The organism is Candidatus Vicinibacter proximus, from assembly GCA_016713905.1.
Lineage (GTDB): Bacteria > Bacteroidota > Bacteroidia > Chitinophagales > Saprospiraceae > Vicinibacter > Vicinibacter proximus.
In genome coordinates this window covers 126,487-153,298 of record JADJOE010000003.1, presented here as the reverse complement: position 1 = coordinate 153,298, position 26,812 = coordinate 126,487, and the positions used below count along the sequence as shown (strand labels likewise).

Here is a 26,812-nt window from a genome sequence, read left to right as displayed (position 1 = left end):
ATCAAAATTTATTCTATTTAAGCCGAACTGCATCTTTTATGCCTGCACCTGATTTCCTTTTTCCTTTTGTATAGTCCCAGTAATTGATATGAGCCCCCTGTTCGTTAGGGTTATTACTACTTGGTGTGCCGCGATTATCTAAACGGTATCCTTTATTTTGATCACCCCTTTGTGGACTTCCCCATTTGCCATTTTTCATCTTTGGTAATGGACCATCAATTCCTAATTTTGCAAATACTTTTAAAAGTGCGCCTTTCACTAAAGAATAAGAACTTTTTTTAGAACCAAGTATAGTAAATGATTCTGAGCTTTTAACACCAAGTCCACCAACACCAAAAGTTGCCATATTAGATAATACCTCGGACATAACCTCAGAGCCAGCATCTGAAAATGCAGCACCTGCACTCTTATCTGCATTTAACTGGCCCCATATTCCTCCATAATATCCGTACTGAGGTTTTTCTGCTGTTACCGAAACTTCATCTAATTGAACTGAAGTAGTTTTTGTCCCATCTTTATTAAAGCTGGTTTGATTCCCATTATCGTCTATGCTTAATGCAGAATTACCTATAAAACTGCCTTTAATTCCAGATTTTATAAAATCCTCTTTACTATTTAAATCCTTATTGAATGTAGGTGTTCCACATTCATCTTCATACCATCCTCTTCCGTCAGGATCAATATATTTTATTGGGTTATTTGCAGTATAAACGTATGCCCCATAATCATAATATACCTCTGCAAGCGGATCAACCCCATACCACAAAGAAATTCTAGGATCATAATACCTCGCCCCAAAATAATAAAGTCCAGTTTCCTCATCAACCTCCTTACCCGTGAATCTATACTTCGTAGAATAGCCTCCAGCTTTCTGTTCGGCCATACTTTCACCGAAAGGCAAATATAGCAAGAATTGATAAGGATTTCCAGCCTCATCTGTTAAATATGTGCTTGATCCGATATGGTCAGGATGGAAGAAATATAATACACTAGGGCAATCATTATTTCCCTCACAATCGTCTTCCTCAGGATCAGTATCTTCAATGATTAAGGTATCAAATCCAAATTCCGTTCTGACCAATTCCAGATCTTCTGCTTGTCTATCAGGGAGTCCTGCTTTTTCAGATCCAGATAACTCTAGACTATTATCAACACTGCTATCTACTGAACCAACTAATTTACATGCTATTCTTTCAGTACCTGAATAATAATGATTCGTGACCATGTAATGTGGTCCCATAACCATGTAGCCACTGACATATTGAGCATAATTTCCTACAGTAGCATTGGTCTGGCTTTGTCCATTTAGATTCACTATAGCATAATTACCTAAGCCTTTTAATGTTCTTTCACCATTAGCATCGTAGATGTAGTGTTGGAAGCTTGCGGCGTTAGATATTTTTATTGCTTTGAGCATATTTGCTTCATCCCATAACATATTCTTAGTATCTCCATTATCGAATTCATGTAGCAATACATTTCCATTGTTATCATAATTAAATTCTTCGACTTCGCTATTCGTTTGGTTTTCTATGGAAGTTACTGCATTCGGATGATTTACATCTTCATATTTAAATAAATTATCGTAGGTGTTTTCGCCTACATTAGATGCATCACGGGTATGATCCTGTTGTTTAGTTGTAATTCTATGCATATTCTCATAGGCCATCGCAAGCGTATAGTTTGATGCCTTGTTACCTAATGTATTGTTTGTATCACCGGTCCAACTGCCGTGTGCAGTGGATATACGGTTAAAGTTATCATACGTGTATTTATGATAATAACTTCCACCCATTTCATTGATGATACCAGCTGAATTGTGAATGGAATCTACATTTCCAATCTTATCAAATGTATAACTCAAGTTGTACATATTGTTACCAGAGTGATCCTTGGAAACCAAATTGGATAGTCTTCGTAATGTTGTAGAATAAGTATAGGTTTGTGATGTGCTATTGCCATATTTACAAAATACTTTTTGCTCGAATTCATCGTAACCTATACTATCTATATAAACCTGTACTCCAGCTTTCATAAAGTTCAAATTACCACCTAAATCATACTTATAAAGTAAGGTATCTTTATTAGGATAAATGAGCGTATCAATACGATTCCATGTATCATAATGGAATCGGTGAACGTAGGTTTTATTATCCTGACCCGGAGCTATTATTGTTCTGATGTCTTTAACTATTTCTCCTTGAGATCCATATTCATATTTTCTTAATCCTGTTGCATCTTGGACCAACATCAATCTGCCTCTATTATTATCAATGCCTCCAGTTGTAGCAGGATAATATTCATATTTGACATTATTGATATTTGGGGTAGAATTTGCATAATCTGGATATGTGACCGATTTAATTCTTCCTAAAGCATCTGATTTATATTGTATTTCATCACTGATAATAGCGAGATTTGGAGTCACCATAGTCATTAATTGACCAAGATTATCAAACGTATAAGTATTCGTTCCAGCGTCCGGATGGATCCATTGCGTCCGTCTACCTGCTAGATCATACTCACTGGATGTGGTATACATAGATTAAAAGCAGTACCATTTAAAGTGTACGTAATTCAAGTCGTGGAAAAAATGTCCTGGTGGTTATTGGCAATTATTTGGTCACTGATTCTGATCCTTTTAATCCTGAGTCAGGAGAGCAGCAGCTCATTTATTTATTTTCAATTTTAATTGCAGGTTAAGAATTTCTAAAAATATTAAAATATGAAATAATCAGGGTTCAACTACCCGCCTGACTCTTTAACCATTTTTAAAATCTTTTTCTTTCCATCCTTGCCTGTGTAGCACACCATGTAAATTCCGGCATGTACGATTACTGATGTACCGAGATCGATGGTATAGAATAAGGAATTGCTTTCAGGAATTTGGTGGGACCACAATTTTAGACCGGTCAGATCAAAGACTTCAATTTGTCCACCTGAATGTTGATCAAATCTTAAAAGCAACTGTGCCTGTTCTTTGAATGGATTGGGTTGAATGGAAAAATGAATTAGATTTTCGGATTGCGTTCTTTGCTCGGTATCCAAAGATGAAAAACAATCATTGTTTTTACGAGTAGAACGGGTGACAAGATTTTCAGCTGAAAATGAAAATTTATATTCTTTACAACTTCTGATGTACCTGCCATACCACACGCAATCGCCTTTTCTTACTTCCACACTTAGATTGTCGTAATAAGGGCCCATGAGCATCACATAAGATCCGGTTGCGCCATTGGACCATTTGATTTGATATTGGGTAGGATCAATCAGTTGTCCGTTTAATTCAAAAAGTGCAATGGTGTAATTGCATTCATTCTTACAAATGGACTGACAAATCGCAGGCGGAAAATTCAAATTGTATTTTTTATCATAATCATCTTCGCACGAGGAGAGTACCAGATTAAAATCCTTGCACGGACCGGTGCAATTCAAGTTAATGGTATCCGTAATTCTGCGTTGACAAATGAGCGCATATTCGATGGATTTCGGGACTCCTTTAGGCCAGGAATATATTTTGGAGGTGAGACTCATTATTCTGCCATCCTGAACGACAATCGGATTTCGATTGATGATGGAATAGGCTGATTGTGTGGCATTGGCTTTGATGTCCCAAAACAACTCAAAACTACGTGCGCCGGCTTGCACAGGTATTCCCAGATGATTCAAGGCGGTAATTTCTACAGAACCTCCCGGAAGACACTTGCGGACCAAACTGACCGCACAACTGTCGAGTATACAAGACTTAACCTGAACCGTTACCTTGTCGGAGCGTGAACAAGTAGTATCCATGCTCATCAAATAGTAGGTAGTCGTAACAGAAGGAAAAGCTGTGGGATTAGGACATGTGTTGCAAGATAAGCCGGTCGAAGGTGTCCATTCATAGTTTACGCCCGGTCTTGGATTTTTTAATAACTGTATGGAGTCGCCCCTGCAAATCAAAAATGAATCTGCAAAAAATGCGGGTTTGAAGCTGTTGAAAGTAATTGGTTTAATTAAAGTGTCCTGACAACCCTCCCTGGATCGGATGACCAGTCGGATGGTACCTGTTCCGCTGTCGGGGAGATTAAACACAGGATTCCGTAGGCTCGAATTTTGAGTGCTTGTTCCAGTTTTTACTTGCCAGTTCCAACTGATGAGGTTTGAAAAAGCATCCGTGGATCGATCGGTGAGTTCCAAATGCACAGGATCCTGACAATTATCCAATTTAACATCAAATTCTGCAACCGGTACAGACATACAATTTCGTACATTGATCTGAAATTCTCTTTGAAGCTCAGAGATCAATACTCCATCCCGATATTCCTTTACACAGTATGCCACCAGATATTGTGCAATGGTATTCACAGCAAATCCGGTCATCCTCCCTGTCCTTGCATCCATTTTTAAAACAGGATTTCCCCCAATCATGTCTGCAAGACTGTAAGGGGCTTTGAATATTACCGGATCGTATGGCGGTGAAGATGGAGTGGAAGGCCTGGGATTCATTTGATCTGCACCAGTAAGGGGATTGCATAAACTGTACACTAAAGAGTCCCCATCAGGGTCAGTTGCCTTCAGATTAAAGTTTATGGGTGTCCCTCCGCAGATATAGACCGGTGGGTAATCGTTTAATACCGGGCTGCTGTTGCATAAAGTCAGGGCTTCCTCCCTGATCCTGAGTGAAAAAGTAGATCCTACCGTAAGCGGATCAACAATGTTCACAATGGTATAATTCCTGCAACAACGCTGATAGGCCAAAATATATCCATCAGCTCTGAATGGCAGGGTGACTATTTCCTTGTAAGTAGTGGTATGGACACATACATCCCCGCCATTCAACCCACAGCGAGTATCCAGTATGTCGTTCAAGGTATCATCAAGCCTTAGGTTCATATCCAGAACGCCAAAATTGGCAACCTGACTGACTAAAAATCCTCTTGAGTCAAAGATTCCAACTGCTGCAGGGTCATCAAATTGTGCCCCCGGATTACCATTCAAACAATCGCGACGAACAGTTAATGAAATTTCATATTGGTTGTTGCCCAGGCAACGATAGGTCATGTCTCCACCAACAATATGCGTGGCTTCAAGTTGATTAAGCCAAAATAAAAAAACTACCAATGTGTAAATCCAATTCTTCATTCCATTCATTTTTGCGCTATACTCTATTGTAGGTGCTTTCAATTTTGTGCTCCTTATTTTATCCCGAGCAGAATTTTCTTCTCTGCAATTATTTTACCCGCTGTGTTAAAGACCCTGATGATGTGCAATCCTGTTGCCTGACTGTTGATTTTTATTTGATTAGCGGGGTTTATATCGGTTTGATCAAATGGAATCTGTCTACCTAGCAAATCAGTGATTACGATTCTAGAGATTAATATATTCGGATTGGTCACCACTTGTAACACTTCATTTGCAGGATTAGGAAAAATATTTACTTCGCCAGATGGAATTGTTTTTGTACCGGTTGGACCTGAATTCCAACTGATTAAGGTTTTTCTTTTAGTCTCAAGGGTATTTCTCATGAAGGCAGACTGATCTGGTGTAAAGAGCACCTGACATCTTTCTTCTGAGTAATCCATATAATTTTCCCACATATCAGGCAGGTCAGGATTGTTTTCATCACAGGTATTCTTTTCCGGATCACAACCGTCGGTCTGGGAGTTCCCACCACAATAGGGGGTGTCTTCCATTCCGTCATCTTCTGCGATGCCCTGAGCATTTGTGCAGGAAGGTGTACCCAATAAAGGGTTTCCTTTATCTGCCCAGATATGTCTCAAGCCCAAATAATGCCCGGTCTCATGTACCAATGCCCGACCTCTGTTTGCAAACGAAAATTCGACCGGTAATGACTTTAAGGTTTCATTATTGTCGCCAATGAACTGAAATTGCATCACTACTCCATCTGCCCCGATACCATCCAGGGCATTGGAAGGCCAGTTGGGCAAATCTGCCGGCGGGGTTGCAAAACCAAGCACTGCAATTTGTTCCTGACCAAAAAAACTCAGCGGCATATTCACCACCCACACATTCATGTATTTTTCAGTTGGCCAGGGATCTGAACCGCCCTTAATTGCTGACTTCATGTCGATGTTGATGCCACCTGAGAGTGGGTTTATACTGAATTTTTTAGTGGTGGATTTGCGGACAATCCCGTTACTTGGGTTGCCATCCGGATCTATGTCTGCGAGATAAAATTCAATTTCCGCATCCGCAGCCCCAAGACCAAATACTGCCCTGAGTTGATCCTTATCGGGGTTCTTTGCCCGGAAGGATTCATTGAGAATTTCCACTTGTCTTATAATCACGGAGTCCGGGATATTCTGTGCCTGAACCAAACCATTCCACACAACATGAAACACCATCGGGATTCTCAAGACATCCCCGGTCCTTTGATTTAAGGCCGATTTGCTTGAACTAAAGGCAGAACCAACGGCTTGTAGGTAACCAGGATGAAGTTTTTCTGCCTGATCCATAAGCTTCATGTGTCCACAACGTTCAAATGGAATTTGAGCTTCCGAATGATAAAATAAACCAATTGCAAGAATGCTGATGTTTAGGAATCTTCTCATATTTTTTTTGTTACAATATTAGAGATAAAAATGTGAATTGCTAAGAATTTAACAATTTATCGAATTCCGGTGTTAAGAATTATTGGACACTGGTTTGGCAGACAATAGTTTTGATTATTGGTGTAGAATGAAAACCCTGTATTCAAAGGTAATTTGCCACTGTGTCCGTGACGATTGTCCAGATTCATCATAAAAGCTTAATTTTGTATCATGAAGAGATCATTTATTATTGGATTGATTCTTATTGGGGTAGCCATAGCAGTGTTGGTTTCCGCTTCCAAAGACATCACGAGCTATGCCAGCTTTAAAGATGCAAGGACCACAGGAAGATTGGTAAAAATTGTCGGCCAATTGGCAAAAGAAAAGGATATGATCTACGATCCGGTTAAAGATCCCAACCATTTTAGTTTCTATGTGACGGATAAATCAGGGGAAACCTTGAAAGTTATACTCAATGCTGCCAAACCTCAGGATTTTGAATTGTCTGAGCAGATTGTGGTTACAGGGAAAATGGAGGACGGTGTTTTTATGGCCAAGGATGTATTGCTCAAGTGTCCATCCAAATACAAAGACGAAGAAGTCTATATCAAAAGCGAAAGTTAATCATCCATGACGGAGGTTCAATATGTGGGAGAGCATCTTTGGGTGCAACATCTGGGTCATTTATTTATACTCACCAGTTTTTACTCAGCCATTTACCTGGTTTTGATGGCGTACCTATACTACCATGAAAAAAAGGACAACAGACCTGTTTGGATGCGTTGGATCAAAATCGGACTGATTGTCCACAGCACGGCACTTCTAGGCATCATTGGAACGATGCTTTTCATGATGTCGAATCATTTTTATGAATTTCATTATGTATGGGAACATGTTTCTGACGAACTGCCCATGAGATATATCCTTTCTGCCTTTTGGGAGGGTCAGGAAGGATCGTTTTTATTGTGGATGTTTTGGAATGCGGTCATGGCATGGTTGCTCCTGAGAAAAAAGAACGCTTTTACAGTCAGTAATCTTGGAATTTTGTTTGCTGTTCAGGCCATTCTCATGAGCATGATTCTCGGGGTCTATTTTTTTGGTGCAAGAATTGGTTCCAATCCATTTTTGTTGTTGCGGGAAACCATGGATATTCCTTTGTTTAAAAAAGCAGACTATGTCTCCCTGATCAAAGGAAACGGTATGAATCCATTGCTTCAAAACTACTGGATGCTGATTCACCCGCCCACCTTGTTTTTTGGTTTCGCTTCGACGGTAATTCCATTTTGCTATGCTTTATCCTCTCTATTCTTAAAAAAATATGAGCAATGGCTCAGACCATGTCTGCCCTGGAGTCAACTCTCCGGAGCGGTATTGGGTTTAGGGATTTTGATGGGTGGTGCCTGGGCTTATGAGGCTTTGAGTTTTGGCGGTTACTGGGCATGGGATCCAGTGGAAAACATGTCTCTGGTGCCCTGGCTGGTATTGGTAGGCGGAATTCATACTCACTTGATAGCCTTGAATACACGCTATTCCATTAAAGCGACGCTGATCTTTTATTTTCTGTCCTTTGGTCTGGTTATCTATTCCACTTATCTCACACGAAGTGGGGTACTGGGAGATACTTCTGTTCATGCATTTACCGGATTAGGTTTGGGTTGGCAACTGGTTTTTTTTATTTTTATCAGCATCGTTTTGCCTTTTTATTTTTTCTTTAGAAATAAGAAGGAAATACACAGTTTTGATCAGGAAGAAAAACTTCCTTCACGTGAATTTTGGATGTTTATTGGCGCATTAACTTTTTTATTCAGTGCCGGACTAATTTGTTTCTCCACTTCTATACCAGTCTACAATAAACTACTCGACTTTTTTGGTTCTGTTACCGGGCTTTCTTTAGATTCCTATCACAAAAGTGCACCGGTAGATGTAGTCGCGCACCACAACAGATTTCAATTGTGGATTGGTTTGTTGATTGGATTGTTGTCGGGCTTTTCTATTTTTTTAAAATATCTGGGATTGCAGCGTGATGGACTTCGAAAAAATTTCTGGATACAGATATTATTTGGAATTGGATTAAGTGCTTTGCTTACATACCTTGTTTTGTATCAATTGTCCAATCATTCTTATCCGATAGCTGCACTACTTTTTGCGTCCTGGTTTTGTCTGATCAGTTCAACACAATATTTGATATTTATTATCGGTATGAACCCCAAGGCTTATACGCCTTTGATTTCACATATGGGTTTTGGTCTTTTGTTGATGGGTATTTTATTTACAGGACTCAACAAACGCAACATCGCACCGGACGAATTTTTTCAGGAGGATATGATGTTGAATGGAATGGATTCTGAAGCCAACAAACACTATTTGCTGATCAAAAATCAGGAGAAGTTTGCTAAACCTTACTGGATCAATTATGAGCAGGATACCATGATGGGTACCATTCGGGAATACAAATTAAAATTTGTACAAACTGATAGTGCAGGTTCCAGACTGGATTCCTTTCAAGTTTATCCAGAAATACAATACGACAATAAACTTACCAAAGTAGCTGCCTCCAATCCTTCCATTAAGCGCTATTTGTCAAAAGATATCTTCACCCTGATTGCTCAGATTCCTGCGGTACAAATGGATGCGGAAGCTGCGCGGAAGGCCGAAGACAGTCTGCAATACACACAACATAAATTGAAATTGGGGGATACTGTTTTTGGCAAAAGCCACTATTTTCTTTTGAATGAAGTGAATTTTAATTATGCTCCGGAAGGGTTTGAAACAAAAGCAGGAGATTTGAAAATTGGCGCAACGATTACCGTTGGGGGAACAGATACCACGGATAAGAAAGTGATTCAGACAGGGATTCTCTTTAGAGATAATATGGTCTATCGATTTCCCGGAAATACAGATGGCGGTGGGGTAAGAATTCAGATTCCTGACTCTGCTTATGAAGTTTATTTTCCGGATTTAGGCCAATTGAAATTTCAACATCTCGAACTCAAAGAAGGCGAAAGTAAAAATATCGGACAAGGATATGTATTTCGTCTGGAAGGATTTGACAAATCGCCTAAGAGTCCTTTGTATCAGGCGCAGGAAAATGATATTGCAGTGGCTGCCAATATTAAATTGAGTAAAGAAAACTCTGCTGTAGAATTAAAACCAATTTATCTCATCAGGGACAATGCTATTATTCCGATTCCGGATAGAAAAGCGGATCCGGGTGTGAGTGTTCAGTTTTCCAAAATCAATCCGGAGACCGGCTTAATGAGTTTTGAAATTGCATTCCATCCAGCAGCTGAAGCATTTCCTTTGGAGATCACTGAAAGTGGTCCAAGAACCGACTACATTGTCATGGAGACCATCGAATTTCCAGGTATAAATCTGGTCTGGCTGGGGAGTTTGATGATGGTTGGTGGTTTGGCCATTGGAGCCTGGCAAAGAAAACAAAAACCCAATGCCTGATGATCCGTAATGTGGTCATGATCGGTACCGGAAAATTAGCCCAGGCATTGAGCCCTGTACTGTTGGAAAATGGCATTCACATTTTACAATTTTTTTCCAGAGAACTTACCCACGCTCAAAATCTTGCCGATCAATTTAAAACTGATTATACAAATAATTGGAATGAACTCAATAGAGAAGCAGATTTATACATCATTTGTGTAAAGGACGATGTGATATCCGAAGTTAGTGAAGAAATGAGCAAGCAATTGGATCACACTGCAAACATATGTCATACATCCGGCTCAAGAGGAATAGAGGCCATTTCAAAATATTTTACAGAAAGGGCATGCATGTGGCCAATGCAAAGCTTTACATTTCAATCCAAAATAATCTGGTCCGAAGTACCGATATTTTTAAGCGGCACAGATTCACTATTGAATGAAATTGAAGTGGTGTGTAAAAAATTAAGCAACAAAACTTATCGCATTGATGAGGAGAAAAAAAAGTGGGTGCATGTGGCTGCTGTATTTGCGAATAATTTCAGCAATTACAATTTAAGCATCACTGAAAAAATACTTAACTCCTGTGGAGTTCCACTGGAGGTGATGGAACCGATGATGCAGAACATGATCCGGAATGTATTCACCATCGGACCCGGGAATACTCAGTCAGGACCTGCCAACCGCGGTGACCGGAAAACCATGGAGATGCAACAAAAAATGTTGGCAGACAAATTTCCTGAATATGAAAATTTGTACCATCTCTTTTCTGAAATAATCCTTCAAAAAAAATAATTTATGAGACTCCTTGGACAAATCGCACATCCTACCCTACTCATCAGCGTATTCAAAAGTGCCGGAAAAATTATTCTGAAGTTTGAAATCGGACCATTCGAACAAACCTATAAATTTCTTGAAACTGAAAAATTACATGATTCAGTAAGCGCAGAAAAAATTGTGGACGAAGATTTACTTGCAAAAGTTTTTAAAATATTTGATCAAATGAATGCAGAATATCAGCAACTCTGTAAGAAAATTTGAACTATATAAATCCACCCAATCAAAAAATAATTTATGACTTTCCATTCAAAATTTTATCCGTTTATATTGATCCTGGCATGTTCCATTTTCCTTAATTCCTGTTTGGAAGATCTGGGAGGAGATCCGGAAGGAACAGAAATAAACATCACCTTTGATCAGGGCCCAAAAGCGGGACAAACGATTTCCCTGTTAAGCAATAATTCAGGTGATGATTTACAATTTTTTTTAAACCAAAACAAAACAAAAGTTTTCTGTCAGCCTATTGCTGAAAACAACAGTACCAATCTGGCCACCTCAAGTTCCATCAATTGGGCTTTCGAAGGAAGTCCGGGTCCTGGAACTTACCAGGCTATTTTCTTTTCCAACAGCAGTGCTGCTGTTGCAGGAGATATTGATCTTTCTTATACCAATGGGGAATATATTAATTGCACAATACCAAAAGGAGCCATTATAAATATCTCAGAATATGGAGATGTTGGCGCCAGAGTCATAGGGACAATGTCCTTCACAGGCGTAATGGATTATGAAGTCAACGGTGTCACTCAAAGATTAAATTCAGGAGTTCAAATTGAATTTAAAATTAAACGGGGAAAAGATGTGAATTAATTGCTTGCTTCCTGTGTCTGGGCATTAAGCACACGTGGAGGTTGAACCCGATTTTTTAGTCTTTCCTTTTGAAAGTATCGTAAGCTTTAAGCTGGGAAGCTCAAAGCAACCGATTTTGAAAGTATCGTAAGCTTTAAGCTGGGAAGCTCAAAGCAACCGATTTTGAAAGTATCCTAAGCTTTAAGCTGGGAAGCTCAAAGCAACCGATTTTGAAAGTATCGTGGGCTTTAAGCTGGGAAGCTCAAAGCAAGCGATTTTGAAAGTATCGTAAGCTTTAAGCTGGGAAGCTCAAAGCAACTGCCCTAATGCCAATGGTCCATCTAAAAGAAACTTATGTTAAGTGTATTCTGTTGAACTTAATAGTGGATGTGCTTTACATATAACTGCATCCATTCTAAATTATTCATCATGAACAATAAAATCAACTGGTTAAGGCTTGTGTTTATACTGGGTTTGATAGCTGTGATTGCAGGTGCTTTGGATCCCCTTGAAGGTTCGGTTGTGATTGCAGTCGGCAGTGTGTTACTTGCCTTGTCGACCAATCTTACGAAAGATCGTCATGAGAAGATTTTTTTATATTCGGCCTTGTTGGTAGTGTTTGGAGTTACTTCTTTGTTTTACCTGTCTTCATTGGGTGGATTTGGGGGTACCTCATCGCTTTCGTGGTGGTGGGGCTTGTTGATTGTTCCATATCCATTGGGTTGGTTGATTACCATAGGAACTTTGTTGTACAGAGCATTTAAGAAAAAAGCCGCATCGGAACCGATGGTGTAGGGATTGGTTGTTTAATGCTTCCCAGCGTCAAACATTACCGTGGGTATCGCGGTTGCAAACCGCGATAATCTACATTTGTTTTTTGCATTGATCGTCGCAGTTTGAAACTGCCATGCTGTGTGACTATAGCATTTACAATGCGGCCTGCTAACTGTACATTATATTTAGTAAAAGAAATTACATTTCCAATTTCTTAATAATAATCAACCAATGTATCCAATATCAGAGCCAAATTCCAATATTTCAATATCGATCAATCCACATTGACCTAAATATTGTCTTGCACTGCTGTACCTATATGCTTCCGGAACATCTACCAACCCATTTTTAACAGGATTAAAATGTATGTAATTTATTTTTTGCACGACCCATCCGGGACTTTCCAACTCCATAGGTTAATTGTACTGTGTCCAAAATTGGTAATTCAAATTATCAATATTAAATTTAGCATGAAACTTAAACAACCGTAACAACCACTCTCTTCTGCTTTCAGATTTATTGGTTTCTATTTCATAGATGATTCTTTTTGAAGTAAACTTCTTGAAATCCCTGATGGTATTTGATAATAAATTCGGCATTTTGGCATAACAAATTAAATGCAAATGATTGGACATCAATACATAGGTATTTACGACCAGTCCTTTTTCTTTTTGACAATAAATCAAGCTGTCGAGAACAATATCTCTATACACTTGTCTGCTGAAAACATCGGCCCAGCTTACAACGGTAAGCGTAATAAAATGCAAAGCATTTTGATTAACAATTTTGTGTCCATTCAAAGTATAGTGTTACAATTACAAACTTATAAAAATGTTGTTTACCTACAAAAATTTTTATTCTTTGATATTACGTAAAAAGTTAAAAACTTTGGATCGTATGGTTTCGCGGTTGCAAACCGCGACAATCTACATTTATTTTTTTTTGCTCGTCGCAGTTTGAAACTGCGATGAAATATGATCATAGCATTTGCGATGCGGCCCTTTAGTTCAGAATTTTTATGACTCAATATCACTCTCTTCTTGTAGCAAAAAGTTAAAAAATTTACATCTTATGGTGTTGACCAATTTAAAAATACAATGTGTATAAATGCTTAAAGATGCTCAATTTCACTTTTTTCTCCTTTAAAAGTCGTAATTTTGGCTTAACATACCTTAAATGTTCTCCTAAAAACCAATGGCATTTTTCGACAACATATTCAAGTCAGTTACCCCTATCCTTCAGGAAGTCGGAGAGATGTCCTATTTCGCAGCACGTTTTTTTAAAGAATGTTTTAACAGGCCGTTTGAATGGAAGGAGTTTATCCGTCAGTGTTACAACATGGGGAACAAATCTTTTTTACTGGTGAGCGTAACCGGGTTTATCATAGGTTTGGTATTTACCTTACAGTCGCGTCCGACCTTGCAAGAATTTGGCGCCGTCTCCTGGATGCCCTTGATGGTGGGTGTTTCCATCGTGCGTGAGATTGGGCCTATTATCACAGCTTTAATTTGTGCTGGTCGAATTGGTTCAGGAATTGGTGCGGAGTTGGGTTCTATGCGTGTCACGGAGCAAATTGACGCAATGGAAGTATCAGGTACCAATCCTTTCAAATATCTTGTGGTTACCAGAATTCTTGCTACAACTTTCATGCTCCCTCTGTTGGTCATCCTCAGTGACGGCATTGCCCTTTATGGATCATTTATCGTTGAAAACGTGAAGGGAAATGTTTCCTTTACTTTGTATTTCAATTCCATGTTTCAAAGTTTGGAATTCAGTGATCTGATGCCTGCCACCATTAAATCTTTCTTCTTTGGTTTTGCCATAGGGTTGGTGGGATGTTACATGGGTTACAATTGCAAGAACGGAACGGCAGGAGTTGGAGTGGCTGCCAATTCAGCGGTGGTGTATACCTCCTTATTATTGTTTATCATTGATTTTGTGGTGGTTTTGGTCACCGGTATTTTTGACGATCTGAAGTAGTATGAATAAATTTCAGCTGGCCGGGAAAAAAGTGGTAGAGATCAGAGACCTCAAAAAATCATATGGCAATAACCATGTGATGAATGGGTTTAACATGGATCTGTACGAAGGGGAGAATCTCGTGATCATGGGGAAGTCGGGATCCGGAAAATCCGTTATGATAAAATGCCTTATTGGACTTGAGGAACACGACAGCGGCACCATCCTGGTGATGGGTCAGAACATTGAAGAACTGGATCAGGAAGAATTCAACGAGTTACGAACAGAAGTGGGATTTTTGTTTCAGGGAAGTGCCTTGTATGATTCTATGACCGTCCGGGAAAATCTGGAGTTTCCACTGAGAAGACACACTAAGAAATTCGGCGAATTAAAAGACACCACCCCCTTGGTCACGGAGGCTTTAAAAAGTGTAGGTTTGGAACATACCATGCGACTCATGCCCAACGAACTTTCCGGTGGTATGAAAAGAAGAATCGCCCTGGCCCGCACGCTGATACTCAGACCTAAGATCATTCTGTACGATGAACCTACAACCGGATTGGACCCCATCACGTCGAAAGAAATTGTCCTGCTGATGAAATCCATTCAAACGGAATACAACACCTCCTCCATCATCATCACCCATGATGTGGATTGTGCCAGAGTAATATCTGACCGGATGATCTTGCTGGTGGATGGAATTAATTATGCCGAAGGCACTTTTGAAGAATTGTATGTTTCAGAAGATCCTAAGGTGAAAGCCTTTTTCAAATAGTTTCAAATGGAAAAAACAATTAGACAAAATATTCGCTTGGGAATTCTGGTCATCGCCGGAACAGCCCTGTTTATACTTACTGTTTACCTGATTGGCAACCGCCAGCGGTTGTTTGGCAACACTTTAACCATCAGTGCTTATTTCAAAAATATCAATGGACTGATTCTAGGCAACTCTGTCCGTTATTCCGGTGTCGATGCCGGTACTGTGAATGCCATTGAGATGATGCAGGACAAATCCATCCGGGTGGAAATGGCCATCGATAAAAACATCATGAAGTTTATTACTAAAGATGCAGTAGCCACTATCGGATCCGATGGATTGGTAGGAAACATGATCGTCAACATTATCCCCGGCAAAGATTCAGAACCGCCGGTAGTTTCGGGAGACACCATTACTACGTTCAGCCGCACCAGTACTGATGATTTGTTAAATACCTTCAATGTGACCAATGACAATGCTGCAAAACTATCAGCCAACCTGTTGAAAATTACCGAAGAAATCCTGAATGGAGAAGGTGTGTTAGGCACCTTGTTGAAAGATCCCAAAATAACCAGCGACTTAAAAGAAACACTCAATAATCTTAAGACCACCAGTCGCATGACCACTGAATCCATGACGACCTTTAACAATCTGCTGCATTCCCTTCAAAAAAAGAATTCTGTGGTGGGCGTTCTGCAGGACAGTCTGGTGGCAAGTCAGATCAAAGGAACGGTATCACAAGTTCAAAACTCGGTCGGCAAACTGGACCAGGTATTGGAAAATCTGAATGCCACTATCTTAAACCTTAAGGACGGCAAGGGAAGTATCAACTACTTATCCAATGACCCTAAATTGGTGAACAAAATCGACCGCGCGGTTACCAATTTAGATTCTACTTTGCGACAAACTCATAAAGCAGGAAAGCTATTGAATGAAAATCTCGAAGCGCTCAAACACAACATTTTCTTCAGAGGCTACTTCAAGAAGCAGGAAAAAGCGGAGGAGAAGGAAAAATAGTTGTTGAGTCTTAATTAACTAAGATTTACCCAACTGCTCGTCACAGTTTGAAACTGCGCTGCAATATGATGATAGCATTTGCAATGCGGCCTGCTAGTCAAATATTTCCATGAATCAATCTAGAATTGAAGCGATCCAGTTTCCTCCTATATTTATTTTAACAAAACAACGCTTCGTCTTTAAAATTGTACTCGCTTCAACAGTCGATATTTTATTAATTCAAGATCCAAATATTCATAACCTTGTGGCGCCAAAGTGTCATGATTGTGTATCTCCGATAAAATGTAATCATGGTCATTGGTGCAATCAAGACTTAAATAGCCAATGCGATACAAATAGGCTATTAGACTCCAGTCATAGCATAAATCTTTTGTTGCGGCCAGTATTGTACCTTTAGGAATTGATGCTGAAATACGATAAATATCCTCCAATTTAGCATGATCTCTTGAAGGTTTCCCAAAGTTTATAATTGAAAATGCCAGAACAATGGCACAAATTGCAAATGAGGTGAACCTTACTATTTTTAAATGCCCGAAATTTATTTTTTCCAAATATATTTTAAGAATAGGTACAATTATTATGCTTATGGCCAAAACAAAAAATGGTATAGATGGAATGAGGTAAAAATTCCTTTGCTTTAGTGAAATGATCAATGGGCAAGAAGCAGAAAATGCTGTAGACAAAAATAATAAGGATTTTCTATAAATATTTAGGTCAACTTTAAAATTATTTTTTCTCTGTAACAAACTAAATAAAATTAGTGCCAATATTGGAAAAGCAATTTCTGTAAAAAGTTTTCCTATAATGGAAAACCGATTTCCAGTTGTAATTTCTCTTTTATTTTTTAATGCTGGTAAGAGTTGCTCATTAAAATAATTTGTCAAATTTGTTTTTAAATCAGGAAATAAAATAAGCAATAACATTAAAAATAAAAAGGTAAATATCACCAAGTAAAGAAAAGTGTAGATTGAATTCCGCCATTCCTTAAAAATTAGTGCATAAAATATTGGAAATGCAAATGGAAATATTCCAACAAAACCCTTTGAAAGAAATGCCAAGTCAATAAAGGCGGAGGCGAAAATCAAGTAAACCAATCTTTGTTCAAGGATTGATTTTAATATAAAGAAAATTGCAAAAATTGTGAAACAACTCAAGGTGTTTTCCAGTAAATTATTTTTATAAGACCAAGAAACCAACGGTACAGTAAACATTAAAAATACAGGTAACCACTCAATGACTTCATATTCTGTTTGCTTGTGTATTAATCTCCAACATTTTGATATTCCGATTACGTTTAAAATTGATATCACCAAACAAAATAATCTTTCTGTAACAAATGAATCTCCCAAAAATTTAAAGAAAAAAGTTTGAATTATAAATATAAGGGGGGGGTGTTCATTAAAATGGGGATATAATGTTTCTGTGTAATGGGGATGCCAAAAACTACCAATACCGTTTGCCATATTTCTGGAAATTGTACTATAAGTGATACCATCTAAAAACATTCCATCCTGAACCAAGGTAGGTATCAATAACAATGCAATCATAGATGCAGTAAAAATCCTGAAGGTTCTATTATAACTAATTGAGAGAACTATTGCCACAACCAGTAAATTATTAATGAATAAAAGTAAATAATTTTTTCTACTATATTTGAAGGCAGTTTCACCAAAATAAAATGGCCATGCATAAAATAAAATTCTTACTTGTAGCTCTCACCTTGATGTATTCCTGTGTGAGTTTTGCGCAACCCTTTGCAGGCAAAATTGGGGTGGGACTGGATGGTATAGGTGGCATTGCGCTGGAATTTCCCAATGTAACATTGACCGCCACTGCCTGGCAGAGTGTAGCGACCGGAAACAATGCGAGGACCGATGCAGCCGGCTGGCCGCTGGAAGATTTCAGGGTTGTGTTCTTTGATCACCGCCCTACCAATGCCTGGAACAACGCGCCGGACGATCCTCAGAAATATGTGGTGGACCAAAGTGGTACCTATACACTTAGCTTTACAGGGCAATCCAACTTATCTTCCTGGAGTGATGCGCCCATCCAGTTTTTGAATAAAACTTATAATGCCGTTACGAATACCACCAATGTGGACCTAGTTTTTCCACCGGGTGGCGGACCTAATGTAAATACACTGGGAAATTACGGATTTCTGATGGTCAACTTTCTCCAGACGAATCATTCCACAGGAGTAGCCGGTGTAAAAAATATCCGACTGATGCGTCCCGGTTATCCGCACCACAGTCCTCAGATCTTCCGAACCGCCTATCTGAATGCCTTGAGTCCATTCAGTACCCTTAGGTTTATGGACTTTCTAAAAACCAACAACAGCGACCGCAACTATCCCAACATGCAAACCTGGACTCAGAGACAATCCCTCAATGCACCTCGTTATGTGCAGGGCGCTCCCTGGGAAGTCATCATCGCCCTGGCAAACTATACGGCCAAAGACATCTGGATCAATATTCCGGTGGACGCGGACAGTATGTATGTGGTCGAACTCGCAAGGTTGATGAAGAATACCTTGCGACCTGAACTCAATATTTATCTGGAATACAGCAATGAAGTATGGAATGGCAGTTTTACACAGTATCAATATAATTTCAATGCAGTGCTGCAATCCTCCGAAGATGCAGACATCAGGGCCAGCACTCCCTGGGATGACCGCAGGCGAGCCAGAAGGGTTGCCAAACAAGTGATCAAATTTGGAAAAATATTTGAAAACGTCATGGGGGTAACCGTAGCCTCAAGAACTAAAATACGGCCGGTATTTGCCTGGCAGGTGGGCGGTTGGCTTCCCTGGTATGATGATGTGTTGAACTGGATCAACCAAAGCTACGGTCCACCCAAAAACTTTATTTATGGGATCGCATCTGCACCCTATTTTAATGAGGGATCTGCAGCTGCCAATGCCAGTCCGCAGCAAATCATAAACGCTATGAATGCCAACAGCGACGGTAATTTAGCCGCAATTCAGACCCTGGCACAGTTTGCAGATCAATGGAAAATCAAACATCTGCAATATGAAGGAGGCCCTGACAATGGCGGTGGAAGTACCGTCAACGTAGGAAACAGGATTCTCGCCAATCGACTTCCTGAAATGAAAACAGCTGTATTGCACAATTACCGCGACAATTGGTTTTCCGCCAGGGCCAATGGAACAGCACCGGTAGGAACCAACGATCTGGTGAATTATTTTGTCATGAGTGCCGGCGTAAGCCGCTACGGCTGCTGGGGTGCAACCGAGGACCTTGATCACATCAAAAATTTATCAAAGCCCCCCAAGTACGATGCCCTCTGTGTGCTATCCGGTATGTGTGGCAATGAGCCGGAGACTTCACTGCTTACTCCTGTAAACAATGCAAGGGTACCTGCAAATATTCCGGTGGGCATTTCTGCAACTGCGACCGACCCGGATGGAAGTATTAGAAAAGTGGAATTTTTTGTGGGTTCTGTTTTGATTGGGGTCGACAGCACCTTTCCATATTCGGTCAATTGGATTCCAACAGATTTAGGATTTCATGCAGTGTTCGCAAAGTCCATAGACAATGATGGTAAATTTACCTTTGATGACCCACATGTAATTGAGGTTGTACCCAACACAACTGCTGTTGAAAACCACGAAAGCCCTCTTCAAATCAGCCTGTTTCCTAATCCTATTCAGGATGAACTAAAACTCAGCTTTTCTGCCATCCCCATTTCAGGAGGCCGCATTGAATTAAGAGATGCCCTGGGAAAATTATGGAAATCTTTAGCGATTAAAGAACAGCACATGCAACTTGACCTTAGCGAACTGGCCAATGGCATATACTTTGTCACCGTAATTTTAAATCATCAAAAACTGACGAAAAAAATTATTAAATCTAAAAATTAATACGATCAGTTTTAATTGCTATTTAATTTATCTGATAGATAAACTACCAGATTGAAAGTGTTTTCAGAAAATAAACAATGGAGATGTTTTACTGGCACTGCTTACCCATTCATAATCTTTCAACAGACCTTCCATAAATATTCATTAGGAGTCAGGTAAATTTAAACGGGATTAAAAAGAAATTAAACGTTTTAATAGTTGGATGACTGACCGATTTCCGCACTGCGGAATGAAGCACGACAGTGCTTCAAGGGAAGGAACCCGGCCTGACTGCGTCGGCAGGCAGGCGCGAAAGCGGCATGAGGAAATACTTGTATTTAACGAAACAGCGAATGCTGAATTTCTTTGACTTGGAATAGAAATTCTAATGCAAAATATGGGTTAGATTAGTTGTAGCGTTAAGAAATGAAAACAGCCTTGATTTTTTTTGGTTCTTTTTTGTATTAGGACAAAAAAGAACAATGATCATAAACCGGAATTTAGGACAACTTTAGCGAATGCCGGGGTCCACCAAAGCGGTTTCGTCCCAAATTTTTGACTTGACCATTTATATGGCTTCAAAAAAAAAAATCGCAAATCTTATCCTCAATAAGATCCGCGATTTTTCTGTTTTTATGTGAAATATAAAATTTATTGCACTACCCAGATTTTTACATTAGCCACACCAAATGAAACGGCTGAAAAAGATGGATTAAAAATTGCAATTCTAATGGTGTTTTGTGCGGAGACATATGCTGAAATAAAACATCCTTTTAAATCAGTATCCAGAGAAGCGACGATAATATCTCCAAGACTTACACCCGGGACAGTAATCGGTGGTGATAAAAAGCTTTGACCTGTACTGATGATTCCAATGTTTAACGAACCGGTAGAAGTTCCGCCGGTAGCAATTTCTATACTCCCGGGACCATTGGTCACTATAATTCCTTTACCGGCTTTAATATTAGCCAGCACAGGACCAGATCCTGTTGCACCAATGGGAATTTGACCATTTGTTGCCTGACCTAATGATTGAACCGGATTGGTGCCTTTGCCAAGCAGCAGACTATTATCGGTTAAGGTAGCATCTCCTGTGCCTCCATTTTTGACAGGAAGTACATTGGTCACTTTACTTGTAAGGTCAATTGTTCCATTCGCGATGTCTTGATTCTTTATCGTGAGATCCAATATTTTGTTGGTCGTAATGGCGTCATCGGCTATATCGTCTGTATAAAATGCATAAGGAACAGACATAAATTGTTGATTACTTACCAGTTTGTAAATACTGTCATTTTTGGTGGAAATTTCTACTTTTAAAAATTGATCCGCATCAATCCAAGGAATGTCCAATAACCTGGTATACAAGCTATTTGCACTGCGATTTCCTTTGCCAATAATCAAGGTGAATAAACCATATTTGTCCGTATTGGTAATGTGGGTTTCTTCCCACTGAACGGCACCATTTAATCCTTTGGTGATGGAAAACCGGACCCCTATTGTTTTATTATAGAGTGGTTTGCCTTCAATATCCATGCCTACGATTTCTTTTCCGTTTTCATCGATGGCTACGGCTTGATAATAAATTCCGTTCAGGTCTCCGATTTGTTGGGCAATGCTTTTTTCAACTAATCCCAGAAGGAGAAATGTGCTGATATAAATGAATTGAAATATCTTTTTCATAAGACAATAATTTATGAATGTTATTTAGAAATTGAAAATGAAAGCCCAAGTGTAAGACCAAGAGCCGTATTGCTTGATTTCTGATCGGTATCTTTTTCAAGATTTGAAAGTCCCAGCAGATAGTTAAATTCTATATTGGTAGATATGCGATCATGGAGTACTATATCCACGCCGGGTGAAAAATTGAGCCCAAAATCTGAACGCTTAAGTTGCTCAGATTCTATAATATTGAAGTGTTCATTATTTAGAATTTGTGACCCTTGAACTAAATATCCAAAATAGCCAAACACCATAAGGTATGGGCTTATTTTGTTTAATTTGTACAAATAGCCAACCCCTAATTTCGGCTCAAAATATTTTAAGCGCCAGGAATATTCACTGTCATCATAATTCAGATTAGCACCACCATTTCTCATGCTTAATCCCAAGCGAAACAGCAGGCCATTGTTTAAATCATATCGATACCCCACACCATAAGAATTGGTAAAAATACCTGTATACTCTTTGTTCAGTTTTGTTTTATCGCTGTCCTTAAATTTGAATTTGGTAATGAGTTGAGCGGCTTCTATGGTAATGGAAGATTGAGCTGTTGAAACCAACTGAACACCAAAAAAGCAAATTAGTATAATTATATTTTTCATTTGATGTAATTTTTATTGTTTAGCAATCATTAGTTTGAATGTTTGAATATTTTGATGTGCATCCAGTATTTTAATCAAATAAATGCCTTGAGGCCATTGATCACACGGAATAACATGAGACTTTAAACCATTTATCAGCTCTGAATAAAAAATATTCCCGGTCAGATTCAAAATTTGTATAAGTGTTGGTCCAACTTCCTTTTCTGAACTTAAGGAGATGGAATAACTGGCTGGATTAGGAAAAACTTTAACTGTCATTCCTTGATAAATCCGGCGACCCAAAATGCTGAATATAAACCGGTGCCGATTGCTGGAAACCTTGACATAAAGAAAAATGCTCGTCAAAATGATTGGTCGTATGGTAACATTGACCAGCTGTCTGTTGGATGGTTTGTTGGTCACTAAGACCTGTTGATCCATAACTTGAGACACTCTGCCGCCGAATAGACTGTGTCCAAGCGTCCTGACTAAACGTAGAAATTAGTAAAATCAAAGACAAGAAATAATGAGTGTAGCGTAATTGTTTTGTTTTCATCATTTGCAGATTATTAATGTGGCTCCGTTTTTTTAAAGTGGGATCTGGACTCCACTGATTTTATTTTTAAGCAATTGTAAGGGGGTAGGCCTTCTATGGGTTACCATTCAGAATTTATCGTTAAATATTGCATGGGTAGCTGTTATAAAAGCTGAATTGAAATGAATATCAGGGGAACACATGAGATGTGTTTAAGCAAATATATATAGATATAATTTTAAATTCAAATTAATTTTTTGAATTATTTTAAAAATCTTACTACCAGGTCAAAAAGAAAAAGGACAACCAATCCGGCACCAAAATCATCCAAATAACTTAAGTACACGAAACTTAGTGAGCATGATTAATTTTTGATGAGATGCCTCCAAAAAACAAACATTAGACGCGCTACCTTGACTTGGCAAAACCCTTCTTTAGGCCATCCGGAAGCTACTAAAACAATTTGCCAAAACGAAGGCCGCCTCAGAACTTATCCACAACAAAAACGGCTTTCCAAATGTTGCTCTCAGTCCCCAATATTGGGATTGGTCTACTTGACACTTTAATAATTTGTTTAAAGCAATTAACCGTAATGAAGAAATAGAAGATCGGGAGTTTGATTTGATGTTTCCTCTGGAAATTCAAGCTGACTCGGAATTTCATTTCACCCCAATCAAAATTGCCAAACTTGCTGCAACCTATCTTGCGGACAACCAGGAAACTAAAATACTGGACATTGGTTCGGGTGCAGGAAAATTCTGTATGATCGGGTCTGCCTGCACTGATGCTTTTTTTGTAGGCGTAGAACAAAGGAGTCATCTGAATAACATTGCGATCCGGTTATGCAATGAACATGATTTAACAAAAATTGATTTCATCCACTCCAACATCACTTCCATTTCATTTAGTGATTATGATGCCTTTTATTTTTTTAATTCATTTCATGAGCATCTCGATCACACCGGAAGAATGGATGACAGCCAGAGCTGGAGTAAAAAATTGTATGAAGATTATTCTCTTTACGTAAAATCAGAACTGGACAAAATGCCCGCCGGAACTAAACTAGTGACTTATTTCAGTTATCTGGATGAAGTTCCCGATAGCTACGAACTACAGTACTCATACGAAGAATACAAACTGAAAATGTGGCAAAAGAAATTTTGACAAAAATTTTTTTGAACAATTTCTAAGATAAGATATTTCGAAAATTAATTTATCACTCTTTGCAAGCAGCAATTCTTCTTCGAAACAGGTCTATCTTAAATAAACTGATCTAATCTCATTTTCTCTTTATTGTTCAAATAATTCCCAAAGTCTGTATATTCGGCTTAAATCCGGCTTATTATTATTATCCCTTCATGCATCAAACAACTAAATGAAAACAATACAACTGATTTTGTCCGTGATTCTAATTTCACTCCTCGGATTAAATATTTATGCACAACCAAAAAGTTTTGCACCACGAGGGATAGGAGGCGGTGGAGCCCTCTTCTTTCCCACCATTAATCCGGCCAATGACAACGAGTTTTATGTGAGTTGCGATTTGAGCACCCTTTTTCACAGCACAGATTTTGGGAGACACTATGACCAAATTGATTTTACCAAACTGCAGGTGTTCAATACCTCCACTTATGAATTTACGATAGACCCTAAAATTGCCTACAGCAATTTTAACGATGGCAACAGCGGGTTTCCGGTTAAAACTACCGATGGTGGAAATACGTGGCTACCGATCAGCGCCTACAGTGTAAGCACTTATGGCAATGTCTATAGCATGAAAGCCAATTACCAAAATCCACAACAAGTCCTCATAGGTGCTTATGGTGATATTTTAATCACCAACGATGGAGGAAGCACCCTGAAGCTGGTCAGACATGCAGCAAACAATGGAGCAGGACTGATCATGGGTGGAGTGTTTTTTGATGGTCTGAATATTTACATCGGAACCAACGAAGGCATTGTATTTTCTACAAATGGCGGAACCAGCTTTGGCCTCATGCCCAACAAAGGCTTGCCGAACGGTCAATTGATCTGGTCATTTGCAGGAGGCAAGGAAGCAGGAACAACCAGGTTCGTATGCATCACCGCAAGTTCCGGAGATGTGTACAATGGGGTCATGCCATGGGATTATTCAGGCTTTGGAAAAGGAGTTTACACCATGGACAATGCGAGTGGTACCTGGACAGCAAGATCTACCGGAATTAATTTCTCCAACGACTATCTCATGTATGCAGCCATGGCATCAAATGATGTGGATACGATTTATTTGGGCGGTCATGACAATGCATTGGGTGCTCCATTGGTATTTCAATCCATCAATGGAGGATCCACCTGGTCAAAAAAATTCAACACCGCCAACAATGCAAACATCGTCACTGGCTGGGAAGGATTTGGAGGCGATAAAAACTGGAGTTGGAGTGAAACCTGTTTTGGAATTACTGTAGCGCCTTTCAATTCAGGAAAAGTGATGTTTACCAATTACAGCAATGTGCAACTCAGCAGCGATGGCGGTAATAATTGGCGTCAGGCATACGTGCATGCGGCAGATGAACATCCCGCAGGTAGTCCTACCCCCAAAAATAAAGCTTACCACAGCATTGGTCTGGAAAACACCACCTGTTGGCAGGTAAGTTGGCAGGATGAAAATAACATGTTCGCTTGTTTCAGCGACATTGGTGGTATCAGAAGTACCAATGCGGGAAACAGTTGGGGATATCAGTACAGCGGTTTTTCAGTCAACTCACTTTACCGTCTGGAAGAATCAGCAGACGGCATTTTATTTGGTGCCTGCTCCAACATCCATGACATGTATCAAAGTACCCGGCTTGCAGATGCACAGCTTGACGCAAACGATGCCAATGGAAAAATTATTTATTCCATGGATCGTGGTGTAAGCTGGAACAATCTTCGTGTATTCAACCATCCCGTGTTTTGGTTGGCTAAAGACCCGAACAACAAGAACAGAATGTATGCTTCCGTCATCCATTACGGAGGAACCCCGGGCAATCAACAGGGTGGCATTTACATGACCAACAATCTGAATAATCTGGCTGCGTCCACCTGGACCAAACTTCCCAATCCTCCGCGCACTGAAGGGCATCCTGCAGCAATTACAGTGCTTAAGGATGGCAAAATGGTATGCACCTTTTCCGGAAGGAGAAATTCATCAGGCGCATTTACTGCAAGCTCCGGAGTATTCTTGTACGACCCTGTGACAAATACCTGGAAAGATGTGGGCCATGCTTCCATGAATTATTGGACAAAAGACATCATCATAGATCCAAATGATCCTACCCAAAACACCTGGTATGTCTGCGTTTTCAGCGGATGGGGCGGAGCGCCGAACGGTTTGGGAGGATTGTACAAAACAAAAGACAGAGGCGCAAATTGGACCAAACTAACCGGTACACTATTTGATCGTGTGACTTCCATCACTTTCAATCCCAAAAAACTTTCTCAGGCTTATCTGACTACAGAAACACAAGGGCTGTGGGTCAATGACGACATGAGTAATGATTTACCCAATTGGAGATTGGTGACCTCCTACCCTTTCAGACAACCTGAACGTGTGTTTTTCAATCCGTATAAATTAAATGAAATGTGGGTCAGCAGTTTTGGAAATGGAATGAAAGTAGGAGAAATAGAAACCACGGGTACGATAGAATTTAATTCACCCCAAGATAAGCTGGTAATCACCCCCAACCCGAATAATGGAAAATTCAGTTTAGAAATTCCTTCAAGTGGAAATTATGCACAATTGGAAATTTATGATGCAATGGGCAAAATGATCTATTCAGAAAAAATAAATTCAGTCTTCGGTACCAAACAAATATTATTGGAAAGGACCAATCTAAAAAGTGGATTGTATTCAGTGATGCTTTATGGAAAAGAAGAAATTAGTTGTGGCAAGTTTATGGTCAACTAACTATTTACTTTGCTTTACATTCAATAGTTGATCAATTCACAATATGATTGATGACCAGGTCCTCCAAGTAAATTGATTCAAATACTCAAATAA

The 26,812-nt window shown here is 39.4% G+C and carries 19 protein-coding genes and 1 pseudogene; 12 read left to right on the top strand and 8 right to left on the bottom strand.

All coding sequences use genetic code 11. From position 1 onward, the window contains the following. Positions 1-13: 13 nt before the first annotated feature. The 3 genes from IPJ83_09235 to IPJ83_09225 form a co-directional block, all read right to left on the bottom strand. Positions 14-2,542: an RHS repeat-associated core domain-containing protein gene (locus tag IPJ83_09235; protein MBK7880718.1), complete on the bottom strand. Its 2,529-nt coding sequence runs from the start codon at positions 2,540-2,542 to the stop codon at positions 14-16. Positions 2,543-2,745: 203 nt separating this feature from the next. Then, a complete protein-coding gene (locus IPJ83_09230) occupies positions 2,746-5,124 on the bottom strand; it encodes a T9SS type A sorting domain-containing protein (GenBank protein MBK7880717.1) in 2,379 nt (792 codons plus the stop codon). 53 nt (positions 5,125-5,177) lie between these two features. Beyond that, positions 5,178-6,554 carry a T9SS type A sorting domain-containing protein gene (locus IPJ83_09225; protein ID MBK7880716.1) on the bottom strand — a complete coding sequence of 459 codons (1,377 nt, stop codon included), beginning with the start codon at positions 6,552-6,554 and terminating at the stop codon, positions 5,178-5,180. Positions 6,555-6,764: 210 nt separating this feature from the next. On the opposite strand from IPJ83_09225, the gene IPJ83_09220 reads away from it, so the two are divergent. The 6 genes from IPJ83_09220 to IPJ83_09195 all read left to right on the top strand — a co-directional run bounded on the left by IPJ83_09220 (position 6,765) and on the right by IPJ83_09195 (position 12,388). Continuing rightward, on the top strand, positions 6,765-7,157 hold the full coding sequence (locus IPJ83_09220; protein ID MBK7880715.1) for a cytochrome c maturation protein CcmE: 393 nt from the start codon (positions 6,765-6,767) through the stop codon (positions 7,155-7,157). A gap of 6 nt (positions 7,158-7,163) precedes the next feature. Continuing rightward, positions 7,164-9,986 carry a cytochrome c biogenesis protein CcsA gene (gene ccsA / locus IPJ83_09215; GenBank protein MBK7880714.1) on the top strand — a complete coding sequence of 941 codons (2,823 nt, stop codon included), beginning with the start codon at positions 7,164-7,166 and terminating at the stop codon, positions 9,984-9,986. Next, positions 9,986-10,762, top strand: coding sequence for a DUF2520 domain-containing protein (locus IPJ83_09210; protein ID MBK7880713.1), 777 nt, complete (start codon positions 9,986-9,988; stop codon positions 10,760-10,762). Before ccsA ends, IPJ83_09210 begins: the two co-directional genes overlap by 1 nt. A 3-nt stretch (positions 10,763-10,765) precedes the next feature. Beyond that, complete coding sequence (locus IPJ83_09205; GenBank protein MBK7880712.1) at positions 10,766-11,008, top strand: hypothetical protein; 243 nt, start codon at positions 10,766-10,768, stop codon at positions 11,006-11,008. A 33-nt stretch (positions 11,009-11,041) separates the two neighbouring features. After that, the gene (locus IPJ83_09200; GenBank protein MBK7880711.1) at positions 11,042-11,614 is read left to right on the top strand and encodes a hypothetical protein; all 573 of its coding nucleotides are present in this window, start codon (positions 11,042-11,044) and stop codon (positions 11,612-11,614) included. A gap of 408 nt (positions 11,615-12,022) precedes the next feature. Beyond that, a complete protein-coding gene (locus IPJ83_09195; GenBank protein ID MBK7880710.1) occupies positions 12,023-12,388 on the top strand; it encodes a hypothetical protein in 366 nt (121 codons plus the stop codon). A 203-nt stretch (positions 12,389-12,591) separates the two neighbouring features. Here the strand turns inward: IPJ83_09195 and IPJ83_09190 are convergent. Then, positions 12,592-13,167 (bottom strand): annotated as a pseudogene (locus tag IPJ83_09190) (transposase). A 394-nt stretch (positions 13,168-13,561) separates the two neighbouring features. Here IPJ83_09190 and IPJ83_09185 point away from each other — a divergent pair. The 3 genes from IPJ83_09185 to IPJ83_09175 are packed head-to-tail and all read left to right on the top strand — an operon-like array spanning position 13,562 to position 16,100. Beyond that, positions 13,562-14,347: an ABC transporter permease gene (locus tag IPJ83_09185; protein MBK7880709.1), complete on the top strand. Its 786-nt coding sequence runs from the start codon at positions 13,562-13,564 to the stop codon at positions 14,345-14,347. Position 14,348: 1 nt separating this feature from the next. Further along, positions 14,349-15,101, top strand: a complete 753-nt coding sequence (locus IPJ83_09180; protein MBK7880708.1) for an ATP-binding cassette domain-containing protein — start codon at positions 14,349-14,351, stop codon at positions 15,099-15,101. 6 nt (positions 15,102-15,107) lie between these two features. After that, positions 15,108-16,100, top strand: coding sequence for an MCE family protein (locus IPJ83_09175; protein MBK7880707.1), 993 nt, complete (start codon positions 15,108-15,110; stop codon positions 16,098-16,100). A gap of 179 nt (positions 16,101-16,279) precedes the next feature. On the opposite strand, the gene IPJ83_09170 is transcribed toward IPJ83_09175, so the two are convergent. Continuing rightward, complete coding sequence (locus IPJ83_09170; GenBank protein MBK7880706.1) at positions 16,280-17,704, bottom strand: glycosyltransferase family 39 protein; 1,425 nt, start codon at positions 17,702-17,704, stop codon at positions 16,280-16,282. Between the two features lie 80 nt (positions 17,705-17,784). Here IPJ83_09170 and IPJ83_09165 point away from each other — a divergent pair, with 80 nt between their 5' ends. Beyond that, positions 17,785-19,980 carry a T9SS type A sorting domain-containing protein gene (locus IPJ83_09165; GenBank protein MBK7880705.1) on the top strand — a complete coding sequence of 732 codons (2,196 nt, stop codon included), beginning with the start codon at positions 17,785-17,787 and terminating at the stop codon, positions 19,978-19,980. A 630-nt stretch (positions 19,981-20,610) separates the two neighbouring features. Here IPJ83_09165 and IPJ83_09160 read toward each other — a convergent pair. From IPJ83_09160 to IPJ83_09150, 3 genes are read right to left on the bottom strand one after another with little or no spacing between them, the layout of a single operon-like run. Then, positions 20,611-21,639, bottom strand: a complete 1,029-nt coding sequence (locus tag IPJ83_09160) for a hypothetical protein (GenBank protein ID MBK7880704.1) — start codon at positions 21,637-21,639, stop codon at positions 20,611-20,613. Positions 21,640-21,659: 20 nt separating this feature from the next. Beyond that, positions 21,660-22,280 carry a porin family protein gene (locus tag IPJ83_09155; protein MBK7880703.1) on the bottom strand — a complete coding sequence of 207 codons (621 nt, stop codon included), beginning with the start codon at positions 22,278-22,280 and terminating at the stop codon, positions 21,660-21,662. A gap of 12 nt (positions 22,281-22,292) precedes the next feature. Beyond that, positions 22,293-22,700 (bottom strand): T9SS type A sorting domain-containing protein, encoded by a 408-nt coding sequence (locus IPJ83_09150; protein ID MBK7880702.1) that lies wholly within the window; start codon positions 22,698-22,700, stop codon positions 22,293-22,295. 664 nt (positions 22,701-23,364) lie between these two features. Between IPJ83_09150 and IPJ83_09145 the strand changes: the two genes are divergently transcribed. Together IPJ83_09145 and IPJ83_09140 are read left to right on the top strand one after the other, a co-directional pair. Further along, on the top strand, positions 23,365-23,958 hold the full coding sequence (locus IPJ83_09145) for a class I SAM-dependent methyltransferase (GenBank protein MBK7880701.1): 594 nt from the start codon (positions 23,365-23,367) through the stop codon (positions 23,956-23,958). 211 nt (positions 23,959-24,169) lie between these two features. Beyond that, positions 24,170-26,719 (top strand): T9SS type A sorting domain-containing protein, encoded by a 2,550-nt coding sequence (locus IPJ83_09140; GenBank protein MBK7880700.1) that lies wholly within the window; start codon positions 24,170-24,172, stop codon positions 26,717-26,719. The last annotated feature ends 93 nt before the right edge of the window (positions 26,720-26,812 follow it).

Bases quoted from the DNA above. Each gene is read 5' to 3' on its own strand.
- IPJ83_09220 (MBK7880715.1), top strand. From the start codon at position 6,765: ATGAAGAGATCATTTATTATTGGATTGATTCTTATTGGGGTAGCCATA.
- IPJ83_09210 (MBK7880713.1), top strand. From the start codon at position 9,986: ATGATCCGTAATGTGGTCATGATCGGTACCGGAAAATTAGCCCAGGCA.
- IPJ83_09195 (MBK7880710.1), top strand. From the start codon at position 12,023: ATGAACAATAAAATCAACTGGTTAAGGCTTGTGTTTATACTGGGTTTG.
- IPJ83_09205 (MBK7880712.1), top strand. From the start codon at position 10,766: ATGAGACTCCTTGGACAAATCGCACATCCTACCCTACTCATCAGCGTA.
- ccsA (MBK7880714.1), top strand. From the start codon at position 7,164: ATGACGGAGGTTCAATATGTGGGAGAGCATCTTTGGGTGCAACATCTG.
- IPJ83_09185 (MBK7880709.1), top strand. From the start codon at position 13,562: ATGGCATTTTTCGACAACATATTCAAGTCAGTTACCCCTATCCTTCAG.
- IPJ83_09160 (MBK7880704.1), bottom strand. From the start codon at position 21,639: ATGAAAAAGATATTTCAATTCATTTATATCAGCACATTTCTCCTTCTG.
- IPJ83_09200 (MBK7880711.1), top strand. From the start codon at position 11,042: ATGACTTTCCATTCAAAATTTTATCCGTTTATATTGATCCTGGCATGT.
- IPJ83_09165 (MBK7880705.1), top strand. From the start codon at position 17,785: ATGCATAAAATAAAATTCTTACTTGTAGCTCTCACCTTGATGTATTCC.
- IPJ83_09230 (MBK7880717.1), bottom strand. From the start codon at position 5,124: ATGAAGAATTGGATTTACACATTGGTAGTTTTTTTATTTTGGCTTAAT.
- IPJ83_09180 (MBK7880708.1), top strand. From the start codon at position 14,349: ATGAATAAATTTCAGCTGGCCGGGAAAAAAGTGGTAGAGATCAGAGAC.
- IPJ83_09155 (MBK7880703.1), bottom strand. From the start codon at position 22,280: ATGAAAAATATAATTATACTAATTTGCTTTTTTGGTGTTCAGTTGGTT.
- IPJ83_09140 (MBK7880700.1), top strand. From the start codon at position 24,170: ATGAAAACAATACAACTGATTTTGTCCGTGATTCTAATTTCACTCCTC.
- IPJ83_09235 (MBK7880718.1), bottom strand. From the start codon at position 2,542: ATGTATACCACATCCAGTGAGTATGATCTAGCAGGTAGACGGACGCAA.
- IPJ83_09150 (MBK7880702.1), bottom strand. From the start codon at position 22,700: ATGGATCAACAGGTCTTAGTGACCAACAAACCATCCAACAGACAGCTG.
- IPJ83_09225 (MBK7880716.1), bottom strand. From the start codon at position 6,554: ATGAGAAGATTCCTAAACATCAGCATTCTTGCAATTGGTTTATTTTAT.
- IPJ83_09175 (MBK7880707.1), top strand. From the start codon at position 15,108: ATGGAAAAAACAATTAGACAAAATATTCGCTTGGGAATTCTGGTCATC.